The 12,941-nt window shown below is 62.2% G+C and carries 11 protein-coding genes; 5 read left to right on the forward strand and 6 right to left on the reverse strand.

The features are described 5' to 3' along the window. Nucleotides 1-13: 13 nt before the first annotated feature. Nucleotides 14-445: a carboxymuconolactone decarboxylase family protein gene (locus AC58EF_RS14825; RefSeq protein ID WP_497277131.1), complete on the reverse strand. Its 432-nt coding sequence runs from the start codon at nucleotides 443-445 to the stop codon at nucleotides 14-16. A gap of 267 nt (nucleotides 446-712) precedes the next feature. On the opposite strand from AC58EF_RS14825, the gene AC58EF_RS14830 reads away from it, so the two are divergent. Further along, nucleotides 713-1,939: an amidohydrolase family protein gene (locus tag AC58EF_RS14830; RefSeq protein ID WP_497277132.1), complete on the forward strand. Its 1,227-nt coding sequence runs from the start codon at nucleotides 713-715 to the stop codon at nucleotides 1,937-1,939. A 60-nt stretch (nucleotides 1,940-1,999) separates the two neighbouring features. On the opposite strand, the gene AC58EF_RS14835 is transcribed toward AC58EF_RS14830, so the two are convergent. Then, nucleotides 2,000-2,758: an IclR family transcriptional regulator gene (locus AC58EF_RS14835; RefSeq protein ID WP_497277133.1), complete on the reverse strand. Its 759-nt coding sequence runs from the start codon at nucleotides 2,756-2,758 to the stop codon at nucleotides 2,000-2,002. A 164-nt stretch (nucleotides 2,759-2,922) separates the two neighbouring features. Here AC58EF_RS14835 and AC58EF_RS14840 point away from each other — a divergent pair, with 164 nt between their 5' ends. From AC58EF_RS14840 to AC58EF_RS14850, 3 genes are all read left to right on the forward strand, one after another. Further along, nucleotides 2,923-3,765: a helix-turn-helix domain-containing protein gene (locus tag AC58EF_RS14840; protein WP_497277134.1), complete on the forward strand. Its 843-nt coding sequence runs from the start codon at nucleotides 2,923-2,925 to the stop codon at nucleotides 3,763-3,765. Nucleotides 3,766-4,095: 330 nt separating this feature from the next. Then, complete coding sequence (locus AC58EF_RS14845) at nucleotides 4,096-5,283, forward strand: acyl-CoA dehydrogenase family protein (protein WP_497277136.1); 1,188 nt, start codon at nucleotides 4,096-4,098, stop codon at nucleotides 5,281-5,283. 6 nt (nucleotides 5,284-5,289) lie between these two features. Further along, complete coding sequence (locus AC58EF_RS14850) at nucleotides 5,290-6,423, forward strand: acyl-CoA dehydrogenase family protein (protein ID WP_497277137.1); 1,134 nt, start codon at nucleotides 5,290-5,292, stop codon at nucleotides 6,421-6,423. A gap of 79 nt (nucleotides 6,424-6,502) precedes the next feature. Here AC58EF_RS14850 and AC58EF_RS14855 read toward each other — a convergent pair whose 3' ends face one another. From AC58EF_RS14855 to AC58EF_RS14870, 4 genes are all read right to left on the reverse strand, one after another. After that, the gene (locus AC58EF_RS14855) at nucleotides 6,503-7,489 is read right to left on the reverse strand and encodes a phytanoyl-CoA dioxygenase family protein (protein WP_497277138.1); all 987 of its coding nucleotides are present in this window, start codon (nucleotides 7,487-7,489) and stop codon (nucleotides 6,503-6,505) included. Nucleotides 7,490-7,591: 102 nt separating this feature from the next. After that, entirely contained in the window at nucleotides 7,592-8,557 is a 966-nt protein-coding gene (locus AC58EF_RS14860) for a 3-hydroxyacyl-CoA dehydrogenase NAD-binding domain-containing protein (RefSeq protein ID WP_497277140.1), read from the reverse strand. Between the two features lie 5 nt (nucleotides 8,558-8,562). Continuing rightward, entirely contained in the window at nucleotides 8,563-9,402 is an 840-nt protein-coding gene (locus AC58EF_RS14865) for an enoyl-CoA hydratase/isomerase family protein (protein WP_497277141.1), read from the reverse strand. Nucleotides 9,403-9,447: 45 nt separating this feature from the next. Continuing rightward, complete coding sequence (locus AC58EF_RS14870) at nucleotides 9,448-11,559, reverse strand: 3-hydroxyacyl-CoA dehydrogenase NAD-binding domain-containing protein (protein ID WP_497277142.1); 2,112 nt, start codon at nucleotides 11,557-11,559, stop codon at nucleotides 9,448-9,450. A 222-nt stretch (nucleotides 11,560-11,781) separates the two neighbouring features. Between AC58EF_RS14870 and AC58EF_RS14875 the strand changes: the two genes are divergently transcribed. Next, nucleotides 11,782-12,936, forward strand: a complete 1,155-nt coding sequence (locus AC58EF_RS14875) for an acyl-CoA dehydrogenase family protein (RefSeq protein ID WP_497277143.1) — start codon at nucleotides 11,782-11,784, stop codon at nucleotides 12,934-12,936. Nucleotides 12,937-12,941 lie beyond the last annotated feature (5 nt).

Raw genomic sequence — 12,941 nt, forward strand, 5'->3', positions numbered from 1 at the left:
GGGCATCCGCCTGTCAGAGCAAGCCTCGCTCTTCGGAGGTCTGTATGCCGTCGGGGGAAATGCCCGCTTCGCGCATGGCTTCAATGACGGCCGTTGTTGCCGATGCGATGCAGGGGAAACCGACATAGGGGGTGAGCTGGATCAGCAGGCCCTCCAGTTCGGATGCGGTCAGGCCGTTGGCAATGCCGATCTTGACGTGGTTCTTGAGTTCGAGCGACTGGCGCATGGCGATGAGCGCGGAAATGATCGCGATGCTCTTTTCCTTGCGTTCGATGCCCTGATGCCGCCAGGCGTCATGGAAGGCCCAGCTGGCCGCCATGCGGGTGATGTCCGATCCGAAACGGTCGGCGGCAGCCGCGTCGCGAAAGGCTTCGCCGAACTTTTCGCCCATTACGCTGGTGATGAACGCCACACCCGATTCCTGCTTTTCGTCCAGCTTGGCCATGTTCGCTATCTCCTGTTCCCGACCCGGCCTATGGGGTCAGGCGTGGCGGCGTCAATCGGGGATCGGCGTCCTGGTCGCGCCAGCCGGATTCATCGGTCATCTGATGGCGCGCGGCCCGGCCCATCACATAAGCGATGGGGCCCTTGGGGACGGTGCAAGCCCTCCCGTTTCCTGATTATATCTAGGTCAAGCGGGGCGAGGTTGAGGATGTCGCTACTCCCATGCTTCCGTTGCGACAAATAAACATCTGGACGGAAGGAAGTCTTAATGTCGACGCAACAGAATATCGCGGGGGATAAACCACTTTACTCTGGCCCCATTTTCGATGCGGATACGCATTTCTGGGAAACCGACGACGCCTGGACGAAATATCTTCCCAGAGATGCGGCGGATAAATACGGGATCAGCTTCAAGACCGGTGTCGATGGCGACTTCGCCATGTATGTGGGACCACGCAAGGTCGAGATCAGCGCCGACCATCTGTTCGAGGACGGCCGTGTCCCCGCGCCCGGAAAACTGCACGAATGGCTGCGCGCAATGAAGGAGGGCAAGGCCGAGATCGACCTGCATGTGCCCAAGTCGCCCGACATGATGGAGCCCGAAGCGCGGGTGAAGAAGCTGGACGCCTGGGACGTGCGTTCCTCCATCCTGTTCATCGGCAATATGATCACCGCGATCAGTTTTCTAGATGATCCGCGCTACGCCTATCCAGTGCTCAATGCGTATAATAGGTGGATGTACGATCAGTGGAAGTATAATTATGACGACCGCATCTATTCCTGCCCGATCATGACGCTCGACAATGTCGAGGAGGCCTGCAAGGCCCTGAAAGACGTGATCGCTAGGGGCGCGAAACTGATCCTGATGCCGATGGGTCCTTATAACAACAGGGCGCCCGCGCATCCCGACCATGATTCTTTCTGGGCGATCGCAAATGAGGCCGGCATTCGCGTTGTCTTCCATGTGTCCGAAGCGATCTACATGAAGGATCATATGGCGCTGTGGGGGGAGGGGATGCAGCAGTCCCGCATCCGCCAGTCCGCCTTCGTCTGGATGCACGGCTATTCCGAGCGGCCGGTGATCGAGACGATCTCCAGCTTCATCTTCTGGAATTTCTTCGAACGTTTCCCCAATGTGAAGCTGCTGTCGGCCGAAAATGGCGCCGAATGGGTGCCGTCCATGTTGACGAAGATGGACAAGTGCCGGGGCATCGCCAAGAATGGTTATTGGCCCGCCGGCCAACTCAAGGATCGGCCGAGCCGCATCTTCGCCCAGAATGTCGGGGTCGTCGCCTATCCCGAGGACGATCTGAAATCCATTGTCGATCAGGTCGGCAATGCCGACTGGGTCATGATGGGGTCAGACTATCCCCATGCCGAGGGCGTTGAGGAGCCGCGCATCTTCGCGGACGAAGCTTGTCGCGGACTTTCGGAGGCGGATACCCGCAAGGTCATGTATGAAAATGGTATGCGGTTCATGGGCCTTTCCTATTGAGCACGCCATGGCGCCCAAGGAGGGCGCCGGCTGGAATGATCGGTCGGCGCTCTTTCGCGTTCAGATGGAATCGGCCGATGCCTCCCGGCCTGCCTTCACGATCAGATCGAGAAATCGGTCGAAATGGACCTTCATCCGATCCAGCGGCGCGGCGAGCATCAGCGCCCCGATATTCTCGCCCTTCAGTCCCCAGATCGGGACCGAAAGCGCGGCCGTGTCGCTCAGCATTTCCCCGAAGCTCGCGCAATAGCCCTGTTGTCTGATCAGTTCCAGATGGTCGCGAATAGCGCTGACGCTGGTTCGCGTCCCGCTGGTCAGGGCCTTCAGCTTGGCATGGGCCAGATAATGGTCGACCCTCTCCGGATCGGCATGGGCGAGCAGGACGCGCCCGGCCGCGCTGGCGTAAAGGGGCGCGCGTAGCCCGGCCTGCATGGCATAGCGCACGGGCTGTGTGCTGTTGACCGCCTCTGTGTAGAAGGCCTGCCCGATTTCCCAGTCGGCAATGGCAAAACCGACTGATTCGGCGGTTTCATCGGCCAGTTTCCTGACCTGCACGCGGATCATGTCCGGGGCGGACCAGGTGGCGATGATCTTGCTCGCGAAATGATAAGCCATCGGGCCCAGCCGATAGCGCCCCTCCCGCTGGACGAGGTACTGAAGGTCACACAGGCCGTGCAACGTGTCGATCAGGGTGCTTTTGGGCACGGACATGGCGGGGCTTATCTCGGCCAGACTCATCCCATCCTGTTTGCCCGCAAGCAGCTTCAGAAGATCGAGCACGCGCGTGATCGCCTTTGGCCCCTTGGTCTGCAACTTCACTGATTTGCCGCTCGTCATATTCGCCCCGCAATATTGTTCGCATTTCATAATCGTTCGAAAATTCGAATGCAATTCGAAAAACCGTTGGACAACATATGCGTGATGGGCTAATCACCATGCAACGGATACGACTCCATAAAATTGACCGAGGAAGAGGAATCGCCATGGCCGCCAGTGCTTCCCGAACCATCAAGTCCGCGCACCGCGTGCTGGAAATTCTGGAATATTTCGATCAGGATCGCCGCCATGCGACCGTCATGGATATGTCGCGGACGCTCAATTACCCGCAATCGAGCACGTCGGAATTGCTGCGATGCCTGACGCGGCTCGGCTATCTCCACTATAACCGCGTTCGCCGCACTTACAGCCCGACCACGCGGGTCGCCTTGCTTGGCGCCTGGGTCAAACCCTCTCTCTTCAGGGGTGGGCCGCTATTGTCCGCGATCGATGAGGTGGCGAAGATTACGGGCGAAACCGTGGCGCTTTCGACCAGCTCCAATTATGTTCTCCAACATCTTCATGTGATTCATGGCCGAAACGAAGGCGCGATCGACGCGCATGGGGGCGACGAACTTCCGCTCCTCCATAGCGCGCAGGGCCGGTTGCTGCTCTCCAGCTACCGGAATGAGCATGTGAGGTCTGCGGTTCACCGGCTGAATGCTGAAGAGGCCAATACCGATCTTCAAGTGCGGGTCGCCGAAGTCCTCTCCGAATTTTCGATATTGCGGGATCGGGAATGGATTATCGAGCAGGATCGCAATGGCGTTGGCTGCGTCGCCATTTTGTTGCCGTTGGGCCGTCATATGGATCGGCTCTCGATCAGCGTTCTCGCCAAGCCCGGCATAATCGAGAAACGCGGGCAGGAAATATTGGATCTGCTGACCAGCCGAAAGAACGCCATCGCGGAACTTTATGACAGCGAAAATGAGTCCAGGGGCAATTCGGCCGAAGTCGTGCCGCTGCCTCAGCCGGTCAAGATTACCAGCTATCGACGCTATTTCGCCTGAACAGGCTGACGGAGGGGCTTGTGCCTTATGACGTCTTGGTGCTCCTGCCCGGCGGTCCCGGGTAGAGCCGCCAAGTCGCTCGGCAGGTGCGGCGGGCGTCGCGCCGTCTCGTCCTTATGTGCTGGTGCGCATGATGCGCCGATCAATCCGGCCGATCTGCTGATCATCTTCGCGAAATCATGCGTCCACTTGCCGGTGTGCGGGACCGTGCGCCGGGTCATGCTCGACCTTACGGCATGATATCGGCCATGTGAAGGGTGGCGCCGCGGCGTTGACTGGAAGGGCCGATCGCTGCTGGTGGAACAGGCGATTGCGACGAGGGAATGAGCGATGAAACTCGACTTTACGCCTGAGGAACTGGCCTTTCGCGATGAAGTCCGCGCGTTCCTGAAGGACGCTCTGCCCGACGACTTGCGGCAGAAGATGATCAATCGCGACCATCTGGGCAAGGATGACACGGTGCGGTGGCAGCGCATCCTGAACGCGCGCGGCTGGGCGGTCACGCACTGGCCGGTGCAATATGGCGGGCGGGCATGGACGCCGGCGCAGCGCTATATCTTCCAGGAGGAAATGGCGCTGGCCCATGCGCCCGAAGGATCGCCCTTCAACGTCAATATGATCGGGCCGGTGCTCTGCAAGTTCGGGACCGATGCGCAGAAGGAAAAATTCCTCGCCGCCACGGCCAATATCGACATCTGGTGGTGCCAGGGCTTTTCGGAGCCGGGCGCGGGGTCGGACCTTGCCAGTCTCAAGACCATGGCGGTCCGGGACGGCGACCATTATGTGCTGAACGGGCAGAAGATTTGGACCACCCAGGCGCAACATGCCGACTGGATGTTCGGCCTGTTCCGCACCGACAGCAGCGGCAAGAAGCAGCAGGGCATCACCTTCCTGCTGCTCGACATGCAGACGCCGGGCATTACCGTCCGTCCTATCGAGACGATCGACGGCGAGCATGACGCGAACGAAGTCTTTTTCGACGATGTGCGCGTGCCGGAGGAAAATATCGTCGGAGAAGAAGGCAAGGGCTGGGACGTCGCCAAGCATCTGCTAGGCAGCGAACGCAGCGGTATTGCCCGCATCGGGCTTTCCAAGGAACGCCTGTCGCAGCTTCGCTCGCTGGAACGGCGGCTGGCGGAGGACGGCACGCTGACGCAGGAGGAGCAGCAGCGCCTTGCCCATAAACTTGCCGAGGTGGAGGTCGAACTGCGCGCGCTTGAACTGACGCAGTTGCGCGTCGTCGCGGCGGATGCGCATGGCGGCGGAGCCAATGCGGCGGCGTCGATCCTGAAGGTCAAGGGCACCGAGATGCAGCAGCGCATGACCGAACTGGTCACGGAACTGGCCGGGCCAGGGGGGCTGGCCATGCCCGCGCACGGCCATGGCGCGAACGATTCCGAGGGCGGCTGGATCAATGCGGCCGCGCCTTTCTATTTCACGATGCGCAAGGTGTCGATCTTCGGCGGGTCCAATGAGGTCCAGAAGAATATCATCGCCAAGACCATGCTGGGACTTTGAAGCGCCATGGACTTCGAACTGACTGACGAACAGAAAATGATGAGCGAAACCGTCACGCGCTTCGTGTCGGACACCTATGATTTCCAGCAGCGCGAACATGCGCTCAGGACGGTCGAGGGTTGGAGCCGGGAAGCCTATGCCGGTCTGGCGGAGATGGGCCTGCTGGCGTTGCCCTTCGCCGAGGAGGATGGCGGTTTCGGCGGCGGCGGCGTGGAGATGATGATCGTCATGGAGGCGCTGGGGCGCGGCCTGATGGTCGAACCTTATTTCGCGACCGTCGTGCTGGCGGGCGGCGTGCTGCGCCATGGCGCTTCGGCAGAGCAGCGGGCCGGAGTCGTGCCCGGCCTGGTCGCGGGCGAGCGTATCCTGGCGCTGGCTCATAACGAAAAGGGACTGCCGCGCCATACGCTGGATGCGTGCCTGCGGGCCGCGCGGTCGGGTGAGGGCTGGACGCTGGACGGGCGCAAGATCGCGGTCATCCATGGGCAGAGTGCCGACACGCTGGTCGTTAGTGCGCGGACGGAGGAGGGGGTTTCGCTCTTTCTCCTCGATGCCAAGGCCCTTGGCGTGACGATAGAGGCCGCGCGTGGCTATGACGGGGTTCCCGTATCGGCGGTGGCGCTGTCCGGCGTGACGATCCCGGCCGATGCGCTGATCGGCGCGCCGGGCGGGGGCGCGGCGATATTGGCGCGCGTTTTCGAGGACGCGAATGCCGCGCTGATCGCCGAGGCGGTGGGCGCGATGTCGGAAATCTTCGACCTGACGGTCGACTATCTCAAGACACGCCGGCAGTTCGGCGTCGCCATCGGCAGTTTCCAGGCGTTGCAGCATCGCGCGGTCGAAATGCTGATGCAGCTGGAATTGTCGCGCAGCATGGCGATCCTCGCGGCGCTTTCGACCGATATCGAACCACAGCAGCGCGCTCGCAACATATCCGCCGCCAAGGCGCAGATCGGCAAGTCGGGGCGGATCATCGGTCAGGAAGCGGTGCAGATGCACGGCGCGATCGGCATCACGGCGGAATATAAGGTCGGCCACGCCTTCAAACGGCTGACCGCGATCGACGCGCTGCTGGGCGATCGCGACCATCATCTCGCCCGGCTGGTCGAGATGCGCGGCGTTTACCCCGCCACTGCCTGACAAACGGATTTTCGTCAGCCGTGTTGGGCAGACGAAAAAGGAGGCGGAGCCCCTGCGGCCCGCCTCCTTTCTTTTTACGTCAGCCTTCGGCGGCCTTGCGCAGCATGACTGCACGGTCGCCGTCACGCACGACGACGAGGCGCATCCCTGGCTTGGTGTAATCGGCGAAACCCTCGAACTTCTCCCGCACGCCGGGGTGGAGGACGCGGATGAAGCTGTTTTCATCGACGCTGAAGGTGCGTTTGCCCAGCCCTTCGGCATCGACGGTGATCGAATTCGGTGTCACCGCTTTCACCGTGGCCGCGACCGCGCTGGGATTGGCGGCGGACTGCACGCGCGAGTCAAAGGATATGCGCAGACGGTCCGATCGGTTCGGCATACCGCAATGCGGAGTGCAGGGGTGCACGATCAGCACGTCGCCCGGCATATAGTCGGTGGTCGCCCAGGCGTCGTCCGGCACCGCGTCGCGCGGGAAGGGATAGGGCGAGGGCTTACCGACGTTGTGGAAATAGCCGCGCTTGTTCTGCCCGACGGCGAGGGCAAGGCCGCCCATGTCACGGGTGCAGGGGGTCAACACGATCCAGACCGGTTTGTAATCCTGAATGCCGGGACTGTAGAACCCATCCTGATGCACCACCGTAACGGGACCGTTAGGGGGATAGGTGCGATATTGCACGATCGGCACGGCACAGGCCGGCTCGCCCAGCACTTTTTCCATCACTTCAAGATTGATCGGATGTTCGATCAGCCGCTTCGCGATGCCGTGATAGATGTCGCTTTCTTCCATATTGCCTGGAAGGGGCTTGCCCGTCCACCGCGCGGTTTCATCACCCGGCTCGATCAGGCCAAGCTTGACGGCTACGGCGAGCATTTCCCCCCGCGCCAGCGCCACGGACTCCTGATCGAAGACGTTGCGCAGCAGGATATAGCCATTCTCGTCATAGAATTTTTCCAGCGCTGCATGATTGTCCAGCAGATGATTGCAGCTTTCCAGTTCGCGGGCCGGATGCACGTCGGCAACGCTCAGATCCACGGCATCGGGCCGGTTGATCACTTCCACGGACATAATCCTCTCCTCTGACCGGCATCTTGGAGCTATACCGGAACGCCGATATAATGCCCCAGCAGGGGTTGGCTTAGAGGGATGTTTTTCACCGACTATCGGATGTTATTCTTCATCCCTCCGGTTGCTCAGCAATTTGAGCATGGCCATCAGCCTGTCGTCCTGATGGGCCGCTATTTCACCCACGCTGCGCCCATGCGCCGCCTCTGCCATCTGCCGGACAAGCAGGGCCTGCAACGCCTCGTCGGCCAGCGGGGGATCGGTCATTGTCGACCAGCGCTGGATGATGCCGGGCGCGAACTTGGGCAGGAATTCTGCCAGGCCACCCGCGCCGCCAGAGGTGTGAAAAGTGGTGAACTGTCCCTGGATCGCCCATTTGAGCGCAGGGCCGAAACGGATCGCCCTGTCGACATCCTCGACGCTGGCATAACCTTCCGCGACCAGGCGTACGGCCTCGCGGAACATGGCGCTCGTCAGGCGATTGCCGATATGGCCGAAAATCTCGCGGCGGAGGCGGATGGGCCGCTTGCCCATGGATGCGTAGAAAGCAAGGGCGGTGTCCACCGCTTCGGGCGCGGTAGCATCGCCGCCGCCTACCTCCACCAGTGGAATGAGATGGACTGGATTGAATGGATGCCCCAGCACGAAGCGCGACGCGCTGGCGAGGCCCGCCTGCAATTCGGTGATCGGCAGGCTGGATGAGCTGCTGGCGACCAATATGTCGGGCGGCGCCAGTCGGTCGAGGTCCGCGCAGAGCGCCCGCTTGAGTTCGGATCGTTCGGGCGTGCTTTCCTGGACGAAGTCTGCCCCGTCCACGGCTTCCGCCAGCACGCCATGCACAGTCAGGCGGCTCGTCCAGTTGTCGTCGGCACGGGCGAGGTCCAGTTCGGCCAACTGCACCCACGCGCCCGCGACATGCGCGCGGGCGCGCTCGCTGGCGCCCTCGGCGGGATCAAAGAGCCGCACCGACCGGCCGCTGCCCAGAAAGGCGGCGACCCATCCGGCGCCGATGACCCCGGCGCCGATGGCGGCGACCGTGCGGATCTCCCGATGATTCCGATAGGCCGCCATGTGCGTCAATAGCCCTTGAAGACGGGCTTTTCCTTGTTGGCGAAGGCCGTGGTCGCGGCCTTGTAGTCGGCGGTCATCATGGTCATCGCTTCATAGGCGATCGACAGTTCGCCGGTCAGGTTGACCTGATCGCGGATGCACTTGTTGACGGCCGCCTTCGACCAGCGCACCGCCCACATGGGCTGGGCCGCGATCTCGCGGGCGATCTGGAGCGCTTCGTCCAGCACCGTTTCCTTGGGGAAGGCATGGTTGACCAGGCCGATCTCCTCGGCCTTCTTGCCGTCCAGCAGCTTGCCGCGCATCAGATATTCCTTGGCCTTTTGCGGACCGACGAGCAGCGGCCACATCACCGAGCCGCCGTCGCCGGTGACGAGGCCGACACGGACATGGGTATCGCCCAGCTTCGCGTCCTCGGCCACGATGCTCATGTCGCAGAAGGCGAAGAGCGAGGTGCCCAGGCCGATCGCGTCGCCATTGACCGCTGCGATGATCGGCTGCGGGGTCATCAGGATCTGGTCCCAGATGCGCAGCGTATTGATCGGCACGCGCAGCGCATATTTGAGGCCATATTCGGTCTGCGCCCGGTTCGCCATCAACTTGATGTCGCCACCCGCGCAGAAGGCACGGCCAGCGCCCGTCAGCACGATGACCTTGATCCGCTCATCGCGCGCCAGCTTCAACCATATGTCCTCCAGCTGCCAATGATTGTGGGGACCGACGGCATTGAGCTTTTCGGGATCGTTCATCGTCACGACGCCAACGCCGTCCTCGCCAATCTCGACCCTGAAGAAATCGAACTCGCTATAGTCGATCTCGCGCTGAAACTCGTTTTCGTTGGTGCTCATGAATGTCTCCGAACCTGAACCTGTCATTCAAAAAATCGTTGAGGATTATGTCGTGGTTTTGCTTTTCTGCCATTCGGAAAAGCTTTGCCCCTTTTGCGCTAGTTCCACCAGCAGGCCGGCGGGTTGCAGCGAGGGATCGCCAGGGGTTTCCGCCGCCATTTCGCGCAGGCGCGCGACGATGTTGGCAAGGCCCGCTTCATCGGCATGGAACATCGGCCCGCCCAGATGGCGCGGCCAGCCATAGCCGTTGATCCAGACCAGATCGACGTCGGAGGCGCGCAGCGCGATGCCTTCTTCCAATATGCGTGCGCCTTCGTTGATCAGGGGGAAGAGCAAGCGTTCCACCATCTCCGGTTCCGCGATCTCGCGGCGTGCGATGCCCAGCCTTTCCGATGTAGCGAGGATCAACGCCTCGGTTCCCGGGTTCGGATAGGGTGTGCGGTCGCCCGGCTCATAGCGATAATAGCCGGCGCCGGTCTTCTGCCCCAGGCGGCCGCTCTCGACAATGGCGTCGGCGATCGGGAAGGGCGTGCCGCGCCGCTTGCGGATCGAATAACCGATGTCTAGACCCGACATGTCGTTGGTGGTGAGCGGCCCCATCGGGAAGCCGAGATTGGTGAGCGCGGCGTCGACCTGTTGCGGCAGGGCGCCCTGCTGGAGCAGCCGTTCGGCCTGCGCCGATCGCTTGGCGACCATGCGGTTGCCGATGAAGCCGTCGCAATTGCCCGAATAGACGGGCATCTTGCCAATCGCCTTGCCCACGGCCATCGCCGTCAGAATGGCGTCCGCGCCGGTCTTCCCGGCGACCACGACTTCCAGCAGCTTCATGACATTGGCCGGCGAGAAGAAGTGCATACCGACGAAATCTTCCGGCCGTTCCAGGACGGAGGCGATCTCATCCACGTCGAGCGCGGAGGTGTTGGATGCCAGCACCGTGCCCGGCTTCACTCGCTTTTCGAGATCGGCAAAGATTTCCTTCTTGACGTCCATATCCTCGAACACCGCTTCGATCACGATATCGGCGCCCGCGGCAGCGGCGCGGTCGACAGCCGGAGTGATGAGGCCGAGGCGCTGGTCCATCTGCTCCTGCGTGATCGATCCGCGCTTGACCGAGGTCGCGTAGTTCGCCTTCACCCGGTCGATGCCGCGATCGAGCGCTTCCTGCGTGGTGTCGATGATCGTGACCGGAATGCCCGCGCCGGCGAAGCACATGGCGATGCCTCCGCCCATGGTGCCCGCGCCGATGATCGCGGCCTTCTTGACGTCGCGCGCCCTGGCGATTTCGGGCAGGCCGGGGATCCGGGCCGCCTCCCGCTCCGCGAAGAAAAGGTGGCGCAGGGCGCGGGACTGGCTGCCTGCCATCAGTTCGCGATTGGCGACCGTGTCGATGGCCATGGCCTCGTCGATCCCCATGGTGAAGGAGCGGCGGACGGAATCGATATTGGCCTGTGGCGCGATCTGGCCCTTACTGCGCGCGGTCAGCTTTTTTGCCAGCGCGTCGAAGGCGGACGGGTCGGCGCGCGTGGCGGCCAGCTTTTCGTCACGGTCGCGGACCGGGACGGCAGGGAGTTTCTCATCGATGACGCGGCGGGCGAAGGCAGTGCCGACGGTGGCGGTTTCGCCATCCTCGACCGCATCGACAATGCCCAGATCCAGCGCCTGGCCCGCGCTGACCGGCTTGCCCGACAGGACGAATTCCAGCGCTCTTTCCGGTCCGATCAGGCGCGGCAGGCGCTGCGTGCCGCCGCCGCCTGCAAACAGGCCGAGATTGATTTCGGGCAGGCCGACCTTCGCCGATGGCACCGCCACGCGGAAGTGACAGGCCAGCGCCGTTTCGAGCCCGCCGCCCAGCGCCGTGCCGTGGATTGCGGCGACGACTGGCTTGGGTGAGCTTTCCAGCGCGGCGATCACATTCTGAAGCGTCGGGGAAAGGCGCGGCTTGCCGAATTCGGTGATGTCGGCGCCGGCGAAGAATGTGCGGCCCTCGCAGCGCAGCACGATCGCCTTGACGGCTGGCGCTTCGTTGAGTTGTCTGAGCGCCTCGATCAGGCCCTGCCGCACGGCGATACCCAGAGCGTTGACGGGCGGATTATTGCTGATGATGTGCCCGATGTCGCCTTCGATGCGCGTGGAAATCTTCTCGTTTATCTGGGTCATGGCAGGATGATCGAACCCCGTTTTGCGAATATGCGGTGATGGTTGGAATTGCGTCTCACAAGCTACCGGGGGGCGTCGGCTGTCAAGGAGAGCGCCGGTGTGGCGCCAGAGGTATCGAGAATGTGAAGGATGTGGCGCAAATCTTCGCATCGCTCTCCTCGCGGATTAGGCCGAAGGCCGGAAATCATGCGCGGCCTGTGCCGTATGAGGGAAAGTGAGCAGATGCAGTTCGATTTGAAGGAAGAACAGGCCATGTTCCGCGATGCCGTGGCGTCGTTCGCCCAGCGGTATCTGGCCGCTGGTGCGTTGGAGCGCGCGCACAGCGATGACTATCCCTGGGAAATCGCGAAGATGATGGCCGATCAGGGCCTGATCGGCATCACCGTACCAGAAGAGAAGGGCGGCCTGGGCGGTTCGCTGATGGACGCGGTCATTGCGATCGAGACGGTCGCATCGATCTGCCCTCGCTCGGCCGACGTGGTGCAGGCTGGCAATTTTGGCGCCATCCGCACTTTCGCGCAGTTCGCCAGCGACGGGCAGAAGGAACAATATCTTGCGCCCTTGCTACGCGGCGAAGGGTTGATTTCGGTCGCCATGACCGAGCCCAATGCCGGATCGGCGGTGACGGAACTGACGACGACTGCCGTGCCCGATGGCGAGGGCTATCGCATCACCGGGCAGAAGATCTTCACCACCCACGGCACTCATGCCACCGTCTTTCTGGTCTATGTGCGCTTTGGCCCCGGCACCGGCAATATCGGATCGGTGCTGATCGAGCGCGGGCAGGAGGGCTTTTCCTTCGGCAAGCCCATCCGCTTCCTGTCAGGGGAGGAATGGAATCCGCTATTCTTCGACAACGTCTATGTGCCCAGGGACAAGGTGCTGCTCGGCCCCGGCGGCTTCAAGCAGCAGATGTCGGGCTTCAATGTCGAACGGATCGGCAATACCGCGCGCAGTCTGGCGCTGGGCCGTTACGCCTTCAACGCCGCGGTCGAACATGCCAGGACGCGCAGGCAGTTCGGCAGGGCATTGTGCGAGTTCCAGGGGCTTCAGTGGAAGTTCGCGGAAATGAAGCTGAAGCTGGATGCCGCGCAGTTGCTGCTCTATCGCGCGGCGGCCAATGCCGATGCCGGCCTGCCCTCGCCGGAGGAAACCGCGATCGCCAAGGTCGCCTGCAACCGCGCCGGTTTCGACTGCGCCAATGAAGCGATGCAGATCATGGGCGGCGCGGGCTATAGCCAGGACAGCCTGGTCGAATATTGTTTGCGGCGCACGCGCGGCTGGATGATCGCCGGCGGCGCTATCGAAGTTCTGTTGAACAGGATCGCCGAAGGGGTATTCGACATGCGTTTCCCGCAAGGACCGGCCAGGAGCTGAAGTCC

Source organism: Sphingobium sp. WR1, from assembly GCF_059693745.1.